Genomic DNA, 20,000 nt, shown 5'->3' on the forward strand with positions numbered 1-20,000 from the left:
CAGACCGCGCAGGCGGCCGATCGCCGGGTAGCCGGGGTGGGTCTTCTTGCCCACGTCGTCCAACAGCTCGTGCCCGTGGTCGGGACGGAAGGGTATGCGCCAGTTCGGGTTGCCGGCGTCCTTGCGGCGCTTCTGCTCCTCCAGGAGCGTGGTAACGACCGACACCATGTCGACGTCGCCGCCCAGATGCTCGGCTTCCTGGAAGGAGCCGTCGGGGTCCTTCTTCACGTTGCGCAGATGAGCGAAGGTGACCTTCGGGGCGAAACGCTTGATCATCGCCGGCACGTCGTTCTTCGCCCCGGCGCCGAGCGAGCCGGTGCAGAAGGTGATGCCGTTGGCCTCGGAATCGATGACGTTGACGATGAAGTCCAGGTCGTCCTCGTTGCTGACGATGCGCGGCAGGCCCATCAGCGGACGCGGCGGGTCGTCGGGGTGGATGCACATGCGGATGCCCACCTCTTCCGCGGTCGGGATCACCTCGCGCAGGAAGCGGGCCAGCGTCTCGCGCAGCGCGCCGTGGCTCATGTCCTTGTAGCGGTCGAGCATCTTGCGCAGGCCCGGGATGTCGTAGCGGTCGAAGGCGCCCGGTAGGCCGGCCATGATGTTGGCGAGAAGCTTCTTCTTGTCGTCCTCCGACGCCTTGTCGAACCAGGCGCGGGCGCGGGCCAGGACCTCCGGCGCATGATCGTCCTCGGCGCCCGGACGCTCCAGCATGAAGACGTCGAAGGCGGCGTGCTCATGGGCGTTGAAGCGCAGCGAGGTGCCGCCGCCCGGCACTGGCGCGGCGAGGTCGGTGCGGGTCCAGTCGAGGATCGGCATGAAGTTGTAGCAGACCGTCGTCACCCCGCAGGCCGCGAGGTTGCGCAGCGACTGGCGGTAGTTGTCGAACAGCGGGGTCAGGTCGCCCTCGCCGATCTTGATGGACTCATGGACCGGCAGGCTTTCCACCACGCTCCAGCGCAGGCCGAGCGAGGGGTCGGCGGCGATCATTGCCTTGCGCTCCTCGATCTCCTCGACCGACCAGACCACGCCGTAGGGGATCTGGTGCAGCGCGGTGACGATGCCGGTGGCGCCGGTCTGACGGATGTGGTTGAGCCGGATCACATCGTCCGGGCCGAACCAACGCCAAGTCTGTTCCATGGTCTGCTCCTTGAAAAAGAGTGCTGTGCCGAGTCCGGCATGTCTCGATGGGATTTGTGGGATGGGGCGCCTCAGCCCGCCGCCGCCTCCGCGACCGATTGCACGACGGCGTGGGCGCCCTCGGCGTAGAGCCGGCGCAGCGCGTCGGTCACGGCGGCGGTGAAGCGCGGGTCGCGCGGCAGGTCGTCGCCGAAGACGGCGCTCAGCCCGAACAGGGCGGTCGCCAGACGGTCGGCGTCCGGCCCCGCCTCCGCCGCCAGCTCGGCGAGCTTGGCGGCCATGGGGTCGCGCACGTCGATGGGGCGGCCGGCCTCGTCGGTGCCGGAGACGTAGCGCATCCAGGCCGCCACCCCCAGCGCCAGCCGGTCGATGGGCGCTCCGGCGGCCAGCCGGTCGCGGATGGTGCCAAGCAGCCGCTGCGGCAGCTTCTGCGTGCCGTCCATGGCGATCTGCCAAGTGCGGTGGCGCAGGGCGGGATTGCGGAAGCGCTCGATCAGCGCATCCTTGTAATGGTCGAGGTCGGCGCCCGGCGGCATGTGCAGCGTCGGACCGGATTCCTCGTCCATCAGGCCGCGGATCAGCCGGGCGAAGGCCGGATCGGCCATGGTATCCGACACCGTCTCGTAGCCGGCGAGATAGCCGAGATAGGCGAGCGTGGAGTGGCTGCCGTTCAGCAGGCGCAGCTTCATCGTCTCATAGGGATGGACGTCGGGGACCAGCTCCGCCCCTTCCAGCTCCCAGGCCGGGCGCCCGGTGGGGAAGCGGTCCTCGATCACCCACTGGCTGAACGGCTCGGTCACCACCGGCCAGGAGTCGCGCAGGCCCAGCCCGTCCGACACGCGGTCGCGGTCGGCGTCGGTGGTGGCCGGCACGATGCGGTCCACCATGCTGTTCGGGCAGGCGACGTTCCCGGCGAACCACGTCCCCAGCGCGGGGTCGCGCAGCTCGGCGTAGCGGCGCAGCAGGCCCGCGGCGGTGTCGCCGTTGCTCGGCAGGTTGTCGCAGCTCAGCACCGTGAAGGGTTCGACCCCGGCGGCGCGGCGGCGGATCAGCGCCTCCACCAGGAAGCCGGGTACGCTGCGCGGGCTGTCCGGGTTGGCGAGGTCGTGGACGATGTCCGGATGGGCCTCGTTCAGCGCGCCGGTCGCCGGGTCGTGGCAATAGCCCTTCTCGGTCACGGTCAGGGTGACGATGCGGACGGACGGACGGGTCAGGAGGTCCAGCACCGCGGCGGGGTCCTCCGGAGCGACCAGCAGCTGGGTGACCGAGCCGATCACCCGCAGCCGCTCGCCGGCGGCGTCGCGCACCGCGACGGTGTAGAGGCCGCCCTGCGGCTCCAGCGCGTCGCGCGTGTCGGGGCTGCGCAGGCTGACCCCGGCGATGCCCCAGGGACCGAAGGACCGGGCCAGGGCGTCGTCGGTGTAGACGGCCTGATGGGCGCGGTGGAAGGCGCCGATGCCCAGATGGACGATTCCGGTGGTCAGCGCGGCACGGTCATAGCCGGGACGCTGCGCGCCATGGCGCAACGAGGGCAGCGTGTCGGGGCTCAGGCGCATGGAACACTCCGCATAAGGGCTTTACGTCTCGAAGAAGTGGCTGTTGGTTCGGGCGATCTCGTCCACCGCGGCGAAGACAGTGCGCAGATGGGCGCGCATGGCCTCCTCCGCCCCGTCGGGGTCGCGGGCGGCGACGCGGTCCACGATGCTCTGGTGCTCGCCGACGATCTTGGCCGCCCAGCCTTCGCTATGCAGCGACAGGAAACGCACGCGGTCGAGCTGCGCCTTGACGGCGACCAGCAGGTCCCACACCGCCGGACGCCCGGCGATGCGGGCCAGCTCGGCGTGGGTGGCCTCGTCCAGGGCGAAGAACTCGGAATGGCGGTCGGGCGCCATCACCGCGCGGTGCGAGGCGAGAAGCCGGGTGAGCGAGGCGACGTCCGCCGCCTCCGCCCGCTCGGCGGCCAGACGCACGGTCCGGCATTCCAGGGTTTCGCGGATGAACTGGCTGTCGGACACCGCGCCGAGTTGGATCGGCGCCACGAAGGTGCCGACCTGCGGCACGATGCGCAGGAACCCCTCGTCGGCCAGCCGACGGAAGGCCTCGCGCACCGGGGTGCGGCTGACGCCGTAGCGGGCGGCCACGCGGGTTTCTGAAATCCCCTCGCCGGGGCGGATCTCCCCCGACAGCACGGCGGCGCGCAGGGCGTCGTAGACCCCGTGCAGGCGGGGGCCGCGGATGTCGGTGGGGGCGGATGAGGTCGGCGAGTCGGTCATGGCGTCCATCGCGGCAACTTGCATACTAGTATGCCATTGCGGACGGAGGCTGGCAAGGGGGTGGCGGAGGGGCGCCATGGTGTGCTTGGCACTGTAATGGAAGAGCGACGCAACGCTAAAACCACCTCACACAAATACACCAAGCGCCCACCCGACAATAGCGCCCCAAAACAAATGAACAAGCATGTCATCACATAGATAATAATAGAAATCACGAACGCGAAGCAAATAATTTACTATATTTTAACCAATTTACTTGGACGATCGACGCCAAAAATGTTTCGGTTAGCTTATATATATGCATGCAAATCATTTGCAATGAATTCAGCATAAGGATAAAAACTTCCATTACTCTTTATTCTATGTTAAACGTGCACCGCTTGTCATTGTGATTGCGCATGAAGAATTGAAGGAGAGAAGAAGTTGATCCCGATCTCCAAATCAAGAATTGATAGAGCGGGCCGCCTTCTTGCAAATGATACTGAATTAACCGAGGAAATGATCGAGCTAGAAGACGCCTTTGACCAGTATCGCGCTGCACATCTGAACCCCCTCTCTAACACAACGTTAGAACTCCAGACGTAGCTTCAAGATTATGGAGGGAAATACTATATTGCCCAAAGGCTGAAAAGAAAGCCTCAAATTCTCCGAAAGCTTCGTCGTCTAAGCGTGCGCCTAACGCAGCTTCAGGATATTGGTGGAAGCCGAATTATAGTAGATCGGAACACTGAAGTAAACCGTCTGATTGATTTTATAACAGGACAGATCAATAAAGGGGCTGCATTCTCTTTGAAGCGCATTGCAGACTACCGCGTACGCGGGCGCGATCAAACTGGATACAGGGGAACGCATCTAATTCTTGAGCGTGATGGCTGCACCCTTGAATTACAACTGAGAAGCCGAATCCAACACTATTGGGCAGAATCCATTGAACGAAGCTCGGTTATTTATGGATACCATTTAAAAGAACAAGAAGGCAATCCTGAGGTTATCAGCTATTTCAAAAATCTGTCAGACGTTTTTTATGAAATTGAAAGTGGACGCGATCCAGGAGCCAGGGAGAAGATTGAACTCGATCGCCAAAGAGAGGTGGCTCAGCAAATTATCTACGCCTCTGACCGCAACCGAGTTTTCGACAGTTATGTGAACGAAGACGTTGTCCGCACCCTTCAAACCGTCCAAGGGAGCGAAGACGCAATCAATAATTGGATCATCGTCTTCGATTGGAAAAGCGGTGTTTTCGTTACTTGGGAAGCTGTTGGGCGCGACGCGAGAGAGGCGAATCGCAAGTATATTAGCTACGAGCGCCAATTTCCAGCAAATCAAAACTATGAAGTAGTAATGATTGGATCATCAGACATTGCTACCGTTAGAAAAACTCATAGCCATTATTTCGGAATAGAAAAATTTGATAATATTCTTGAGGATTTAGACCAGTCTATTGCCGGACTTAAATCGCGAATGGATATTGACGTAGGTTCTCGCCAGATATTAGCCCTACTCAAAAGAAAGAGATACTGGGGAAGGCGTTCCATATCCGCAAATACCCTTCGAAACCATTTTGTTCGAGGGGTAATAACTTTTGATTCATCTATACAGACCTTACGAAATCTTGACTTGATTAATATGGAAGGCGCGTTTGGACCAATCTCCCTGAATCTTAAGCGCAAAGCAGAGATTGAAGCATATCTTTGATACTCTCATCGCCAGCTGACACCTCAACCAGACCGAACATTGCTCAAATAACGTATTCCACGACAGGCAGAAAAATGTCTTATTTAAATATTCGAAATCTTCCATAGAGTTTCAAAGAATTTATATGTTGCAAACTATACATTTATTCTGCCTTAACTAAAGATTTTATAGGAAACCCAATCAGAATTAAACAGCGCCCGGGCCAAATTTGTTTTCCAATGGCTACACCATTGCCCGCTACTCTTTCATTCAAAATACTACAAATTTCTCGCCGTGCTTAACGATCACAACCTCCCCCTGCGCTGGCAAAGCCCCACCACCCCAAAAAAATGTTCGCCCCTTCCTCAAAATCGGCTTGCGCAGCACGCTGATATATTAATATGCTCTCCCTCAAGGAACAGCACGGACCGGCCCCAGATGGGGCACGGGCCGGCGCATGGGGAGGACTGCAATGGCTTCGACCTCCAGGCGCGCCCTGGACGCTCAACCGCCCGGAACCGCTGCGGAGACTGGGCCCGGCAAGGCGCCCAAAACCGTCTTGGGAACCGCGAAGGAACCGCGCCTGTCCGCCCGCGCCACGGCCACCGCGGAGATCTACCGGTCGTTGCGCGGGGACATCGTCGCCATGCGGCGCAAGCCGGGGGAGCCCATTGTGGAGAAGCACGTCGCGGAGTCCTTCGGCGTCAGCCGCACCCCGGTGCGTGAGGCCCTGCTGCGGCTGGCCGACGACGGGCTGGTCGAGATCTTCCCGCAGTCCGGCACCTTCGTCGCCCGCATCCCGGTCAACGCCCTGCCCGAAGCGGTGGTGATCCGCACCTCGCTGGAATGCACCGCGGTCCGCTACGCCGCCGTCCGTGCCGCGCGCAGTCAGATCGCAGCGCTGCGGGCCAACATCCTGCTCCAGCAGGAGACGATGGCGGCGGGCGATCTCGACGGCTTCCACGAGGCCGACGAGGCGTTCCACAGCCTGATTTCCGAGATCGCCGGCTTCCCCGGCCTGTGGAACATGGCTCAGCAGGTGAAGATGCAGGTGGACCGCTACCGCCGCCTGACCCTGCCGGAGCCCGGCCGCATCCCGCATGTGCTGGCCGAGCACGGCGGCATCGTCGACGCCATCGCGGCGCGCGACCCGGCCGAGGCGGAACGGCTGATGACGATCCATCTCGGCGCCCTGCTGGAATCCGTTCCGAACACCCAGGGGGCCAACCCCTTCTTCTTCTCCGGCGTGCAGCCGGACGACTCGTCGAAGACCCCGTCCAAGACGAAGACAGAAAGCACCCCGTCATGACCAACCCCTTCGACCTCACCGGAAAGACCGCCCTGGTCACCGGGGGCAACGGCGGCATCGGGCAGGCCATCGCGGTCGCCCTGGCGCGGGCCGGCGCCGACATCGCCGTGGCCGGGCGCACCGCGCCGGACGAGACGCGTGCGCTGGTCGAGGGGCTGGGCCGCCGTTTCGCCGCGATCCCCGCCGACCTGTCGAGCATTGCCCCGATCCCCGCACTGATGGAGGAGACGGTCGGCACGCTCGGCGGGCTGGACATCCTGGTCAACAACGCCGGGCTGATCCGCCGCGACGACCCGCTGGACTTCACCGAGGCCGACTGGGACGCCGTTCTGGACGTGAACCTGAAGTCGGTCTTCTTCCTCTGCCAGGCTTTCGGGCGCTACGCGCTGGGCAACGGGCGGAAGGGCAAGATCATCAACATCGCCTCCATGCTGTCCTTCCAGGGCGGCGTCCGCGTGCCCTCCTACGCGGCGTCGAAGAGCGGCATCGCCGGGATCACCCGGCTGCTCGCCAACGAATGGGCGGGCAAGGGCATCAACGTGAACGCCATCGCGCCGGGCTACGTCGCGACCAGCGTCACCACCGCGCTGCGCGCCGACGAGCGCCGCAACGCCGAAATTCTGGCCCGCATCCCCGCCGGACGCTGGAGCGAGCCCGCCGACATGGGCGGACCCGCGGTGTTCCTGGCCTCCGATGCGTCCGATTACGTCCACGGCACGATCCTGCCGGTGGACGGCGGCTGGCTCGCCCGCTGACCGGATCAGCGATCAGGGGCCACCTGCGAAAGTAAGGGGAAGATGAGAATGAGCACGGACGTTTTCGTGATCGACGAGGCGGTGGACTGGCAGGATCTCGGCGCCGGGGTGCGCCGCAAGATCCTGGGCCACAACGACGCCATGATGATGGTGCGCGTGGAGTTCGATACCGGCGCCATCGGGCCGCAGCACCGCCACCCGCACGTCCAGTGCGCCGTGGTCGAGAAGGGTGCTTTCGACGTCACCATCGAGGGCGTCACCCGGCGGCTGGGCACCGGCGACGGCTACATGGTGCCGTCCAACGCCCTGCACGGCGTCGTGGCGCTGGAGCCGGGCGTCCTGCTCGACATCTTCACGCCCCCGCGCGAGGACTTCCTCGCCTGAAAGACATCACCCGCTGCCCGGCGCGCGGGAACACGCGCCGGGCGGCTCCCGGACCCAACCGTCCAAACCAAAGAACCAGCCTAAAAACCGCTGTCTAAGAATCGCCAGGAGGACACGCTATGCATCTTTCGACCCGCGGTATCCGCGCCGCCCTTCTCGCCGCCTGCGCGGCCTGCACCCTGCTCGCCACCCCGGTCATGGCTCGCGATTTCCGCTCCGCGGACATCCACCCGGCCGACTACCCGACCGTCGAGGCCGTGAAGTACGTCGACAAGCTCCTGAAGGAGCGGACCGGCGGCAAGCTCGGCGTGAAGGTCTACCCGAACGGCGCGCTCGGCACCGAGAAGGACACCATCGAGCAGCTGAAGATCGGCGGGCTCGACATGATGCGCATCAACGTGGCGCCGCTGAACAACGTCGTCCCGGAGACGATGGTCACCGCCCTGCCCTTCATCTTCCGCTCCACCGAGCACATGCGCGCCGTTCTGGACGGCCCGATCGGCGATGAGATCCTCGCCGCCATGGAGAGCCAGGGCATGATCGGCCTGGCCTTCTACGACAGCGGCTCGCGCAGCATGTATTCGGCCGCCAAGCCCTACAAGACGCTGGCCGACATGAAGGGCGCCAAGATTCGCGTCCAGCAGTCCGACCTGTTCGTCGCCATGATCCAGGCGCTGGGCGCCAACGCCACGCCGATGCCCTTCGGCGAGGTCTACACCGCGCTGAAGACCGGCATCGTCGACGCGGCGGAGAACAACTACCCGTCCTACGAGTCCTCGCGCCACTTCGAGGCCGCCAAGTACTTCACCTTGACCGAGCACGCGATGGCGCCGGAAGTGCTGGTCTTCTCCAAGGTCTCGTGGGACCGCCTGTCCAAGGACGACCAAGCCGCCATCCGCAAGGCCGCCAAGGACTCCGTCCCCTACATGCGCAAGCTGTGGGACGAGCGTGAGATGAAGTCCAAGGACGTGGTCGTGAAGGCCGGCGCCCAGATCGTCGAGGTCACGAACAAGCAGGAGTTCATCGACGCGATGGCTCCCGTCTACAAGCAGTTCGCGAGCACGCCGAAGCTGGACGGCCTCGTCAAGCGCATCCAGGACACGAAGTAAGCACAGTCGAACGCGGCGCTTCCCTTCGGCACACCGAAGGGCGGCGCCGCGTCCTTTGAGGGGAGCAGGCGGCATGGAAATCGAGCTGCAAGCAATGGACCATAGCCCTCCGCGCAGCGCGGGCCTGCTCACGCGGGTGAACGCGCGTCTGGCGCGGTCGGGGATGTGCGTGGCGATGGTCGGCCTGATGGCCATCGTCTGTGTGGTGTTCTATCAGGTCTTCGGCCGCTACGTGCTGAACGACTCGCCGACCTGGGCGGAGAGCCTGGCCATCGTGCTGGTCCTCTACGTCACCCTCATCGGCGCCGCCGTCGGCGTCCGCGACGCCGGCCACATCGGCCTGGAATCCTTCCTCGTCATGCTGCCCGACGTCATCCGCCGCAAGGTCGAGATCGTCATCTACGCCCTCGTCGGCGTCTTCGGCGCCTGCATGGCCTACAACGGCTGGGTCCTCGGCACCTCCGTCGCCGCCTACTACATCCCCAACCTGCACGTCTCCGAAGCCGTCCGCTACATCCCGCTCGTCCTCTCCGGCGTCCTGATCGTGCTCTTCGCCATCGAACACGTCGTCGCCATCATCCGCGGCGAGGAGGTCGCACCATCATGGAACTGACCATTCTCGCCGTCACCTTCTTCGGCTTCCTCGTCCTGGGCATCCCGGTCGCCTTCGCCATCGGCCTGTCGGCGCTCTGCACCATCCTCTACGAGGGCCTCCCCGTCGCCGTCATCTTCCAGCAGATGATGTCCGGCATGAACGTCTTCTCCTTCCTCGCCATCCCCTTCTTCGTCTTCTCCGGCGAGCTGATGCTCCACGGCGGCGTCGCCGACAAGATCGTCGCCACCGCCAAGAACATGGTCGGCCACATCCGCGGCGGCCTCGGCATGTCCAACGTCGTCGCCTGCACGCTGTTCGGCGGCGTCGCCGGCTCCCCCGTCGCCGACGTCTCGGCCATGGGTGCGGTGATGATCCCGATGATGAAGCGCGAGGGCTACCACGCCGACTACGCCGTCAACGTCACCACCCACGCCGCCCTGGTCGGCGCGCTGATGCCGACCAGCCACAACATGATCATCTACGCCCTGGCCGCCGGCGGCAAAGCCTCCATCGGCGCGCTGATCGCCGCCGGCATCGTCCCCGCCCTGCTGCTGATGGTCTGCAACCTGGGTGCGGCCTACTACGTCGCGGTCAAGCGCGGCTACCCTGCCGGCACCTTCCCTGGCTGGGCCATCCTGGGCCGCTCCTTCGCCGCCGCGGCCCCCGGCCTGCTCATCGTCGTGATCATCCTGGCCGGCATCACGTCCGGCGTCTTCACCGCCACCGAGTCCGCCTCCATCGCGGTGATCTACGCCCTGCTGCTCACCACCTTCGTCTACCGCACGCTGACCTGGGACCACTTCCTGGCGGCCGCCGCCAAGACGGTCAAGACGACCGGCGTGGTCCTGCTGCTGATCGGCGTCTCCACGATGTTCCAGTACATCATGGGCCTCTATCAGGTGGCCGAGATCACCGGCGAGCTGATGGCCGGCATCTCGACCAACCCGCTGGTCATCTTCCTGCTGATCAACATCATCCTGTTCCTGCTCGGCACCTTCATGGACATGGCCAGCACGATCCTGATCTGCACGCCGATCTTCCTGCCCATCGCCATGCAGTACGGCATGGACCCGGTGCAGTTCGGCATCGTCATGCTGATCAACTGCGCGCTCGGCCTCAACACCCCGCCGGTCGGCACCACCCAGTTCATCGGCTGCGCCATCGGCGAGGTCTCCGTCGGGCAGGTCATGCGCTCCATCACACCCTTCTACGGCGCCCTCTTCGTCACCCTCCTCCTCGTCACCTACGTTCCCACCTTCTCACTCTGGCTCCCTCACCTCCTCATGCGCTGAGGCGATCTCCGCAGGGTCATGAAAAAAGGGCCGCGCCGGCATACCCGGCGCGGCCCTTTTCATGTCGGCTTTCGGCGGATCAGCCGGCTTCGGCGTTCGACGAGTTCTGCCAAAGGTTCAGCCCGCCATCGACGGCGTGGCGGTCGATCTCGGCGAGTTCCTCCGGCGTGAAGGCGGTGTTCTTCAGCGCGTCGAGCGAGTTGTCGAGCTGCTCGACGTTGCGGGCGCCGACCAGGGCGGAGGTCACCCGCGGGTCGCGCAGCACCCAGGCGATGGCCATCTGGGCCAGCGTCTGGCCGCGCCGCGTGGCGATGGCGTCCAGGGCGCGCACGCGCTCCAGATTCTCCGGCGACAGGAAGTGCGCCTTCAGCGTGCCGCCCTTGGCAGCGCGGGCGTCGGTGGGCTGGCCGTTCAGATACTTGGTGGTCAGCATGCCCTGGGCCAGCGGCGAGAAGGCGATGCAGCCGATCCCGGTCTCCTCCAGCGCGTCGAGCAGACCGCCCTCGATCCAACGGTTCAGCATCGAGTAGGACGGCTGGTGGATCAGGCAGGGGGTGCCGAGGTCCTTGAGGATCGCCGCCGCCCGCCGCGTCATCTCCGGCGAGTAGGAGGAGATGCCGACATAGAGCGCCTTGCCCTGCCGCACGGCGTGGTCGAGCGCGCCCATCGTCTCCTCCAGCGGGGTGCGCGGGTCGACGCGGTGCGAGTAGAAGATGTCCACATAGTCGAGCCCCATCCGCTTGAGGCTCTGATCCAGGCTGGCCGTCAGGTACTTGCGCGAGCCCCAGCTTCCATAGGGGCCGGGCCACATGTCGTAGCCGGCCTTGGTGGAGACGATCAGCTCGTCGCGGTGTGCCTTGAAGTCGGTCGCCAGGACGCGCCCGAAATTCTCCTCCGCCGAGCCCGGCGGCGGGCCGTAATTGTTGGCGAGGTCGAAATGGGTGATGCCGCGGTCGAAGGCCCGGCGCAGCACGGCGCGCCCGGTCTCGAACACGTCGGTGCCGCCGAAATTCTGCCACAGCCCCAGCGAAATGGCCGGCAGGTCGAGCCCGCTCCGCCCGCTGCGGCGGTAGGTCATGGCGGTGTAGCGGGCCGGATCGGCGCGGTAGAGCGATTGCATCGCGGTCTCCTGGCTGTCTTGCGCGGTGTTGGGAGGAACGTGACTGATATATTAGAAATCAGCCACGGTCCAAAGCCAAGAGCGCAGAGCAGCCTTCAGACCGGCTCGGCCTCGTCCTCCGAGGGGGCGGTGAAGTAGAGCGGGTTGGCCTTCTGCGCGTCGGCGATGGTGACTTGGAGATAGTCCAGATGCAGGTCGATGGCCTTCGCCGCCGCCTCCGGGTCGTTGTTGGCGATGGCCTCGATGATGACCGAATGCTCGGCGATCACGTCCGGGACGCGGCCGAGCACCGGCAGGGTCAGCAGCCGGTAACGGTCCACCTGCACCTTCACCTGCTGCGTCAGGTTCCAGAATCCCGGATAGCCGGCGGTCTCCGCCAGCAGCGCGTGGAAGGTCTCGTCGGCCTGGTGGAAGCCTTCGAAATTCTGGGCGGCCTCCATCTCGCGCTGGAGTTCCAGGTTGGCGCGCAGCTTGGCGATCTGGCTGCGGGTGGCGCGTTTGGCGGCGTAGCGGACGGTCGCCTCCTCCAGCGCCTTGCGGATGGCGATGGCTTCGGGCAGGGCGCCCAGCGGGATGCGGGAGACGAAGGTGCCCGATTGCGGAAAGATCTCGATCAGCCCCTCGTCCGCCAGACGCAGAACGGCCTCGCGCACCGGGGTGCGGCTGACGCCGTAATCCTGGGCGATCACCTTCTCGGCGACCGGCTCGCCCGGCTTGCGGCGGAGCGAGACGATCTCGTTGCGCAGGTCGCGGTAGATCGTCGCGGCCACGGTGGTGCCGCGCTGGGCCGGGCGGGCGACCGCCGCCGCCGTGCGGCGCCGGGTCCGCGTCTTGACGCCCTCAGCCTGTTCGGAATCCGCCGTCGATGTCTGCGCCGCCTTTTTCAACACCCGCTCCTGCCAGGAAGATTCAAGGGCGCCGGATCTCCGGGACACCGGCATCGAACCCGCTGGTTCACGCCGCGGACGGTCCGCCCTTCATCGCAATATACTAATACCCGGCGGGGTGGGTCAAACGCCTTCACCCCGCGCGGCGCCCCGGTTCCGCGCCAGTTTGTCCCACCGGGAAGCGCGTTGCGCCACTCGTCAGTATACTAGTATATTGAATGAAGCTCCACCGCGGAGCGCACAGCCGCAAGGACCGTCACCGTGGACCGCAAACGCATCGCCCTGGTCGCCCACGACGCCCGCAAGCCCGACCTGATCGGCTGGCTCGGCGCCAACATCCACGCGCTGGAGGGGAACGTCTTCTGGTCCACCGGCACCACCGGCCGGCTGGTCCGGGAGGCCCATCCCCAGCTGGACATCACCTCGCTGAAAAGCGGTCCGCTGGGCGGCGACCAGCAGATCGGCGCGATGATCGCGGAGGGCCGGATCGACCTTCTCGTCTTCTTCGTCGACCCGATGACCGCCCAGCCCCACGATGTGGACGTGAAGGCGCTGACCCGCCTCGCCACGCTCTACAACATCCCGATGGCCTGCAACGAGGCGACCGCCGACATGGTGATCTCCTCCCCCCTCTTCACCAGCGGGTACCGCCCGCGGGCCGTGGACTTCGCCGCCCACGATTCGCGCCGCCTCTGACCGGCCTTAATTGAACCGGCCCCTCTTGAATTGCGCGTCTTGCCGACAGAATTGTGGGCGGGACGCACAAAGTCCTTGCATCCGGAACTGATATATTAATATATTCCGACATGCGGGGCACGACCGGCGCAGCGCCACGCGCCACACCCGAACCACCCATTCAAATGGGCACCGGACCCCCGTCCGGCATCCCTCATTCCGGAGATGAACGATGCTCCACCCCGACCGCCTCTTCCCCAGCGATCCCACGCAGCGCGACATCGCGCGCCGGCTGTACGCGGAGGTGGGCCACCTGCCGATCATCAGCCCGCACGGCCACACGGACCCGTCCTGGTTCGCCAAGAACGAGGCGTTCCCGAACCCGGCGTCGCTGTTCGTGGTGCCCGACCATTACGCCTTCCGCATGCTCTACAGCCAGGGCGTGACGTTGGAGAGCCTGGGCGTGCCGCGCAAGGACGGCGGGGCGGTGGAGAGCGATCCCCGCAAGATCTGGCGCCAGCTGGCGCAGAACTGGCACCTGTTCCGCGGCACCCCGACGCGCATGTGGCTCGACCACGCCTTCGAGACGGTGTTCGGCGTGACGGAGCGGCTGAGCGGGGCCAGCGCCGACCGCATCTTCGACCAGATCGACGCCTGCCTGCAGAAGCCGGAATTCCTGCCGCGCGCCCTGTTCGAGCGCTTCAACATCGAGCTGCTGGCGACCACCGAGTCCCCGCTCGACACGCTGGAGCATCATCGCGCCATCCGCGAGAGTGGCTGGAAGGGCCGCGTCATCACCGCCTTCCGCCCGGACCCGGTCGTTGATCCGGAGTTCGAGGGCTTCCAGGCCAACGTCGAGACGTTGGGCACGCTGTCCGGTGAGAACACCGGGACCTGGGCCGGCTACCTCGCCGCCCTGCGCAACCGCCGCCAGTATTTCAAGGAGGTCGGCGGCGCCACCTCGACCGACCACGGCCACGCCACCGCGACCACCGCCGACCTGTCCGACGCCGACGCCGAGCGGCTGTTCGAGAAGGCGCTGCGCGGCACCATCACGGCGGCCGAGGCGGAGATCTTCCGCGGCCAGATGCTGACCGAGATGGCCAAGATGAGCCTGGACGACGGGCTGGTCATGCAGATCCACCCCGGCAGCTTCCGCAACCACAATCCGGGCGTCTTCGAGCGCTTCGGCCGCGACAAGGGCGCCGACATCCCGACCGGCACCGAGTATGTGCGGGCGCTGAAGCCGCTGCTCGACCGCGTCGGCAACGAGCGCGACCTGACCATCATCCTGTTTACGCTGGATGAGACCAGCTACGCCCGCGAGCTGGCGCCGCTGGCCGGCCATTACCCGGCGCTGCGCGTCGGCCCGGCCTGGTGGTTCCACGACAGCCCCGAGGGCATGCGCCGCTACCGCGAGATGATCACGGAGACGGCCGGCTTCTACAACACGGTCGGCTTCAACGACGACACGCGCGCCTTCTGCTCCATCCCGGCCCGCCACGACGTGGCCCGCCGCGTCGACTGCGCCTTCCTGGCCCGCCTCGTCGCCGAGCACCGGCTGGAGGAGGACGAGGCCGCGGAGGTGGCGGTGGATCTCGCCTACACCCTCGCCAAGAAGGCCTACAAGCTCTGACGTGAAACCCCTCTCCCCTCCGGGGAGAGGGTGGCGCCAACGGCGCCGGGTGAGGGGGTTGCGCTTTTGCCGGACGTACCGCCACGCGCATCCTCCTCCCCCTGCCCCTCTCCCCAGAGGGGGAGGGAATCTCCATGAGAGGACCACCACCATGGCATCGCTGACCATCCGCCTGCACCCCGCGGACAACGTCGTCGTTGCCGGCGCCGACCTGCCGGAGGGCACCCCCCTGCCCGACACCGGCGTCGTCACCCGGACCGCGATCCCCTCCGGCCACAAGGTCGCGGTGCAGGCCATCGCGGTCGGCGAACCGGTGCGCAAGTACAACCAGGTCATCGGCTTCGCGACCGCCCCCATCGCGCCGGGCGACCATGTCCATGTCCACAACATCGGCGTGGGCGACAGCTTCGAGCGCGATTACGCCTTCGGTGCCGACGTCCACGCCACCGACCTCGTGCCGGAGGCGGAGCGCGCCACCTTCCAGGGCATCGTCCGCCCGGATGGGCGCGTGGCGACCCGCAATTACATCGGCATCCTGACCACGGTGAACTGCTCGGCCACCGCCGCGCGGATGATCGCCGACCAGTTCCGCGGCGACGCGCTGGCCGCCTACCCCAACATCGACGGGGTGGTCGCGCTGACCCATTCCTACGGCTGCGGCATGGGCTCGCAGGGCGACGCCATCGACGCGCTGCGCCGGACCATCGCCGGCTACGCCCGCCACCCGAACTTCGCCGCCGTGCTCGTGCTCGGCCTCGGCTGCGAGGTGAACCAGATCGACAAGCTGGTCGAAGTCGAGGGGCTGACCGTCGGCGACACCCTGCAGACTCTGGCGATCCAGGAGAGCGGCGGCACCGCCGCCACCGTGCGGGCGAGCGTGGAGCGCATCCGCGCCCTGCTGCCCCGCGTCAACGACGTGACGCGCGAGACCGTGCCGGCCAGCCATCTGATCCTGGCGCTGCAATGCGGCGGCTCGGACGGCTATTCGGGCATCACCGCCAACCCGGCGCTGGGCCACGCCGTCGATCTGCTGATCCGCAACGGCGGCACCGCGGTGCTGAGCGAGACGCCGGAGGTCTATGGCGCCGAGCATCTGCTGACCCGCCGCGCCGTCAGCCCGGCGGTCGGCGAGACGCTGGTCGAGCGCATCCGCTGGTGGGAGGACTACACCAGCCGCAGCGGCGGCGAGATGAACAACAACCCGTCGCCCGGCAACAAGAAAGGCGGTCTGACCACCATCCTGGAGAAGTCGCTGGGCGCGGTCGCCAAGGCCGGCACGACCAACCTTGTCGAGGTGGTGCGCTACGCCGAGCCGATCACCGGGCCGGGCCTCGTCTTCATGGACACGCCGGGCTACGACCCGGTGTCGGCCACCGGGCAGGTGGCGGGTGGAGCCAACGTGCTGTGCTTCACCACCGGGCGCGGCTCCGTCTTCGGTTGCAAGCCGACGCCCTCGCTGAAGCTCGCCACCAACACGCCGCTGTTCCGCAAGATGCCCGACGACATGGACATCGACTGCGGCCCCATCGCCACCGGCGACGCCACCATCGAGGAGGTCGGGCGGGCGATCTTCCAGCTCATCCTCGACACCGCGTCGGGCCGGAAGACCAAGAGCGAGGAGCTGGGCTTCGGCTCCGACGAGTTCACGCCCTGGCAGATGGGCGCCGTCATGTGAGCGAAAGGGCTTGCGCACTCAGTGATATACTAGTATAAGTGTTTTCGTTCGGTTATCCTTTGAAACCCAATCGGCAGGCCGCGCCGTGCGCGTGGTCCCGCCGAGTGACGTTTCTCCAAAGTGCGACTTCAGACCGCCGGGGCACGCTCCGGCGGTCTTTTCTTTTCGGGGTCTGACGATCCAACGGCGGTGCGCAGCCAGTCCCGGAAGACGGTGAAGCCCGGCTCCCGGTGCCGCGCCGGGCGCGAGACCAGATACCACGCCCGCCCCATCGGCACGGCCAGCGCGAAAGGCGTGACCAGCCGGCCCGCCGCCAGATCGTCGGCGATGTAGAGCCGCGCCCCCAGCGCCACCCCCACCCCGTCCGCCGCCGCCTGCAAGGTCATGGCGTAGCTGCTGAAGGACAGCCCCTTCACGGCCGGCGGCGCCAGCCCCGCCGAGGCAAACCAGTGCGGCCAGTCGTCCGCCCAGTGCGACACCGACAGCAGCGTCGCCGACAGCAGATCCTCCGGACGGCGCAGCGTCCGCGCCAGAGCCGGCGCGCAGACCGGCAGCATGTCGGCGGTGAACAGCTCCTCCACCTCGTAGCCCGGCCAGTGCCCGTCGCCCAGCAGCAGGGCGCAGGTCCAATCCTCGCGGATCGGCGCGCCGGCGCCGCCGGTGGCGATGCGCACCTCCACGTCGGGGTGGCTCTCGTGGAAGGCCGACAGGCGCGGGATCAGCCAGCGCACCGCGAAGGTGGCACCCACCCCCAAGGTCAGCACCGGGCCATCGCGCATGGCGGCGACCCGCTCGACGCTCTCCGCGATCGTGTCGAAGGCGCCGGTCAGGCCGGGCTGCAGCGCCCGCCCGCGGTCGGTCAGCTCCAGCGCGTTGGCCCGCCGCTCGAACAGCGGGAAGCCCATCCGCTCCTCCAGCAGGCGCACCATGCGGCTCACCGCGGCCTGCGAGACGTTCAGCTCGCTCGCCGCCCCGGTGAAACTGCCGTGGCGGGCCGCGGCCTCGAACGCCCGCAAGGCGTTCAGCGATGGCAGGCGCCGCATCCGATCCCCTCCTCCCATGCACCCCAACATTTCCTGGGGGTCAGCATCAGACAATCCCGTTTGCGGCGCAAGCGCGTCAGGGGCATCATGCGGTCCACAGCCAAAGAAAACTTTCGGACGAGCGGGATGCTGACGGTTCCCCTGACACTCGGACTCGGCCTTGCGGCGCTGGTGACCTCGTTCCTGTCGGGCCTGTTCGGCATGGCCGGCGGCATGGTGCTGATGGGGTTGCTGCTGGTGCTGCTGCCGGTGTCCTCGGCCATGCTGCTGCACGGGATCACGCAGATGACCGCCAACGGCTGGCGGGCGTGGCTGTGGCGGCGGCACGTGCAATGGGGGATCGTGGCCCGGTTCCTGTTGGGCGGGGCGGTTGCGGTCGCTGTCTTCACCCTGATCCGCTACGTGCCCGGCAAGGCGGAATCGCTGATCGTGCTGGGGCTTTCGCCCTTCATGGCGATGGCCGTCCCGTCGCACTGGTCGCCGAACGTGTCGCGGCGCGGCCACAGCACATTGGCCGGCGTCCTGTGCATGGGCGTGCAGCTGATCGCCGGCATCTCGGGGCCGCTGCTCGACGTCTTCTTCGTGAAGTCCAGCCTGTCGCGGCAGAGCGTCGTCGCGACCAAGGCGACGATGCAGGTCTTCGGCCATCTGTTCAAGACGGTCTATTTCGGCTCCCTCGTCGCGGCGTCGGAGGCGGAGGCGCTGGACATCACGGTGACGCTCGTCTGCATCGGCATGGCCGTACTGGGGACGAACCTGTCGCGCCGCGTGCTTGACGCCATGAGCGACGCCCAGTTCCGCACCTGGAGCCAGCGTCTCGTCGCCCTGACCGGCACCGTCTATCTCGGCCAGGGGCTGTTCCTGCTGGTGGTGGGGTAGGTTCCGAGGGGTTCTTGCCCCCACCCTGGCCCTCCCCGCTGACGCAGGGGAGGGAGCTGAAAATCCCCTCCCCTGCGAAGCTCTCGCGCAAACCTATGGTTTGCGCTGACGGGCAGGCGGACCTTCGGTCCGCCGAGAGCGGGGAGGGTTGGGGAAGGGGCAAAGTGCTCCTCCCCATCACCCCGGCGGGGGGAAAACCGCCACGAACCGGTCTCCGCCTCTTCCGGGTGGAGCGCCGAAATTTTGCATGGCCGGCTGGTGGCTGACAGGTTCATGACAGGTTCGCCTGTTAAACAGTTGGAACAACCAACCACCGTTCCCGGAACCTCCACCATGGCGACCGAATCCGCAGCCCGAAAGCCGGCGGAACCCACGGCGAAGACCGCATCGGCGGACGAGCGAACCCCGCTCTTTTATGGCGCCGCCTGCGGCGCGGGGGCCGGCGGCTCCGTCCTCCTCTATGAGGCGCGCCCGCAGAGGTCCACCGCCAAGGCACCGTAAGGCGCAGCAAGCGCCGTCCAAAAAGCAAAAAAGTCCACTCGGAGGAAACACCATGAGCCTCGGCAACCCCGCCAAGGGGATGCTGGCGGCGGCCGTGCTGGCCGCTGCCGCCCTGTTCGCCGCTCCCGCGTCCGCGGAGATCAAGAATCTGGAGATCATCGCCCCCGCCAACGCCGGCGGCGGCTATGACCAGCACGCGCGCGCCATGCAGCAGGTCCTTCAGGACCACAAGCTGGCCTCCAGCGTCCAGGTGGTCAACATTCCGGGAGCCGGCGGCACCATCGGCCTCAGCCAGTTCGTCACCGCCAAGAAGCGCAACCCCGGCCTGATGATCTCCGGCCTCGGCATGATCGGGGCGATCCTGATCAACAAGTCGCCGGTGTCGCTCGATCAGGTGACCCCGCTGGCCCGCCTGACCGGCGAGTACCAGCCCATCGTCGTGGCTGCGGATTCTCCGCTGAAGACGCTCGACGACTTGGTCCAGAAGTTCAAGGCCGATCCCGGCTCGGTCTCCTGGGGCGGCTTCGCCGTCGGCAGCCCCGACCACATCCTCTACGGCCTGCTGGTCAAGGCGATCGGCGGCGACGTGTCCAAGATGAACTACATCGCCGCCGGAGCGGGCGGCGAGATGATGGCCTCGGTGCTCGGCGGGCACATCACCGTGGCGACCGGCGGCTACAACGAGATGGCCTCGCAGCTCCAGGCCGGAAAGCTGCGCGCCCTGGCGATCTCCGCCCCGCAGCGCCTTCCCGGCATCGACGTCCCGACCTTCAAGGAGCAGGGCGTGGATGTCGAGCTGGTGAACTGGCGCGCCGTCATGGCGCCGGGCAACCTGAAGGCGTCGGAGAAGCAGGTCCTGGACGACGCGGTCGGCGCCATGGTCCGCACCGACGAGTGGAAGCGCATCGCCGAGGAGCGCGGCTGGATCGACCTCTACCTGCCGCCCGACCAGTTCGCCGCCTTCGTCAAGGACGAGCGGACGCGGATCGAAGGCGTCCTGACCGAGTTGGGCCTCGTCAAGTGACGGTTGGCCGGCGGCAGGCCGCCGGGTTT

18 protein-coding genes (1 of these 18 running past the window's edge) are annotated in these 20,000 nt (G+C 66.2%); 12 read left to right on the forward strand and 6 right to left on the reverse strand.

Going from position 1 to position 20,000, the window contains the following annotated elements; all coding sequences use genetic code 11:
* The 3 genes from uxuA to ACWPXE_RS29015 form a co-directional block, all read right to left on the reverse strand.
* A protein-coding gene (gene uxuA / locus ACWPXE_RS29005) for a mannonate dehydratase (protein ID WP_454020600.1) crosses the window boundary here: on the reverse strand, positions 1 to 1,140 show its 5' portion. 57 nt of this gene lie to the left of the window's left edge; 1,140 of the gene's 1,197 nt are visible here — the first part of the coding sequence; its start codon is at positions 1,138 to 1,140; the stop codon falls past the left edge of the window.
* Positions 1,141 to 1,211: 71 nt separating this feature from the next.
* Positions 1,212 to 2,696: a mannitol dehydrogenase family protein gene (locus ACWPXE_RS29010; RefSeq protein ID WP_454020601.1), complete on the reverse strand. Its 1,485-nt coding sequence runs from the start codon at positions 2,694 to 2,696 to the stop codon at positions 1,212 to 1,214.
* A 21-nt stretch (positions 2,697 to 2,717) separates the two neighbouring features.
* Positions 2,718 to 3,413, reverse strand: a complete 696-nt coding sequence (locus ACWPXE_RS29015) for a GntR family transcriptional regulator (protein WP_454020602.1) — start codon at positions 3,411 to 3,413, stop codon at positions 2,718 to 2,720.
* Between the two features lie 624 nt (positions 3,414 to 4,037).
* Between ACWPXE_RS29015 and ACWPXE_RS29020 the strand changes: the two genes are divergently transcribed.
* The 7 genes from ACWPXE_RS29020 to ACWPXE_RS29050 all read left to right on the forward strand — a co-directional run bounded on the left by ACWPXE_RS29020 (position 4,038) and on the right by ACWPXE_RS29050 (position 10,531).
* Positions 4,038 to 5,108, forward strand: coding sequence for a hypothetical protein (locus tag ACWPXE_RS29020; RefSeq protein ID WP_454020974.1), 1,071 nt, complete (start codon positions 4,038 to 4,040; stop codon positions 5,106 to 5,108).
* A gap of 451 nt (positions 5,109 to 5,559) precedes the next feature.
* Positions 5,560 to 6,396 (forward strand): GntR family transcriptional regulator, encoded by an 837-nt coding sequence (locus ACWPXE_RS29025; protein WP_454020603.1) that lies wholly within the window; start codon positions 5,560 to 5,562, stop codon positions 6,394 to 6,396.
* A complete protein-coding gene (gene kduD / locus ACWPXE_RS29030) occupies positions 6,393 to 7,151 on the forward strand; it encodes a 2-dehydro-3-deoxy-D-gluconate 5-dehydrogenase KduD (RefSeq protein ID WP_454020604.1) in 759 nt (252 codons plus the stop codon). The genes ACWPXE_RS29025 and kduD overlap by 4 nt, the downstream gene beginning before the upstream one ends.
* 48 nt (positions 7,152 to 7,199) lie before the next feature.
* On the forward strand, positions 7,200 to 7,535 hold the full coding sequence (locus ACWPXE_RS29035) for a cupin domain-containing protein (RefSeq protein WP_454020605.1): 336 nt from the start codon (positions 7,200 to 7,202) through the stop codon (positions 7,533 to 7,535).
* Between the two features lie 119 nt (positions 7,536 to 7,654).
* Positions 7,655 to 8,644, forward strand: coding sequence for a TRAP transporter substrate-binding protein (locus ACWPXE_RS29040; RefSeq protein ID WP_454020606.1), 990 nt, complete (start codon positions 7,655 to 7,657; stop codon positions 8,642 to 8,644).
* 73 nt (positions 8,645 to 8,717) lie between these two features.
* Complete coding sequence (locus ACWPXE_RS29045; protein WP_454020607.1) at positions 8,718 to 9,257, forward strand: TRAP transporter small permease; 540 nt, start codon at positions 8,718 to 8,720, stop codon at positions 9,255 to 9,257.
* On the forward strand, positions 9,248 to 10,531 hold the full coding sequence (locus ACWPXE_RS29050) for a TRAP transporter large permease (RefSeq protein ID WP_454020608.1): 1,284 nt from the start codon (positions 9,248 to 9,250) through the stop codon (positions 10,529 to 10,531). The genes ACWPXE_RS29045 and ACWPXE_RS29050 overlap by 10 nt, the downstream gene beginning before the upstream one ends.
* Positions 10,532 to 10,610: 79 nt before the next feature.
* On the opposite strand, the gene mgrA is transcribed toward ACWPXE_RS29050, so the two are convergent.
* Both mgrA and ACWPXE_RS29060 read right to left on the reverse strand, forming a co-directional pair.
* Complete coding sequence (mgrA, locus tag ACWPXE_RS29055) at positions 10,611 to 11,651, reverse strand: L-glyceraldehyde 3-phosphate reductase (protein ID WP_454020609.1); 1,041 nt, start codon at positions 11,649 to 11,651, stop codon at positions 10,611 to 10,613.
* 95 nt (positions 11,652 to 11,746) lie between these two features.
* The gene (locus ACWPXE_RS29060; RefSeq protein WP_119510253.1) at positions 11,747 to 12,538 is read right to left on the reverse strand and encodes a GntR family transcriptional regulator; all 792 of its coding nucleotides are present in this window, start codon (positions 12,536 to 12,538) and stop codon (positions 11,747 to 11,749) included.
* A 261-nt stretch (positions 12,539 to 12,799) separates the two neighbouring features.
* Here ACWPXE_RS29060 and ACWPXE_RS29065 point away from each other — a divergent pair, with 261 nt between their 5' ends.
* The 3 genes from ACWPXE_RS29065 to ACWPXE_RS29075 all read left to right on the forward strand — a co-directional run bounded on the left by ACWPXE_RS29065 (position 12,800) and on the right by ACWPXE_RS29075 (position 16,524).
* Entirely contained in the window at positions 12,800 to 13,234 is a 435-nt protein-coding gene (locus ACWPXE_RS29065) for a methylglyoxal synthase (protein WP_014199988.1), read from the forward strand.
* Positions 13,235 to 13,445: 211 nt separating this feature from the next.
* The gene (uxaC, locus tag ACWPXE_RS29070) at positions 13,446 to 14,849 is read left to right on the forward strand and encodes a glucuronate isomerase (protein WP_454020610.1); all 1,404 of its coding nucleotides are present in this window, start codon (positions 13,446 to 13,448) and stop codon (positions 14,847 to 14,849) included.
* 151 nt (positions 14,850 to 15,000) lie between these two features.
* Positions 15,001 to 16,524, forward strand: a complete 1,524-nt coding sequence (locus tag ACWPXE_RS29075) for a UxaA family hydrolase (RefSeq protein ID WP_454020611.1) — start codon at positions 15,001 to 15,003, stop codon at positions 16,522 to 16,524.
* 128 nt (positions 16,525 to 16,652) lie between these two features.
* On the opposite strand, the gene gcvA is transcribed toward ACWPXE_RS29075, so the two are convergent.
* Entirely contained in the window at positions 16,653 to 17,567 is a 915-nt protein-coding gene (gene gcvA, locus ACWPXE_RS29080) for a transcriptional regulator GcvA (protein WP_454020612.1), read from the reverse strand.
* Between the two features lie 126 nt (positions 17,568 to 17,693).
* Here gcvA and ACWPXE_RS29085 point away from each other — a divergent pair, with 126 nt between their 5' ends.
* The gene (locus ACWPXE_RS29085) at positions 17,694 to 18,446 is read left to right on the forward strand and encodes a TSUP family transporter (protein ID WP_454017934.1); all 753 of its coding nucleotides are present in this window, start codon (positions 17,694 to 17,696) and stop codon (positions 18,444 to 18,446) included.
* A gap of 553 nt (positions 18,447 to 18,999) precedes the next feature.
* Entirely contained in the window at positions 19,000 to 19,971 is a 972-nt protein-coding gene (locus ACWPXE_RS29090; protein ID WP_454020613.1) for a Bug family tripartite tricarboxylate transporter substrate binding protein, read from the forward strand.
* Positions 19,972 to 20,000 lie beyond the last annotated feature (29 nt).

Source organism: Azospirillum sp. Marseille-Q6669, assembly GCF_965111635.1.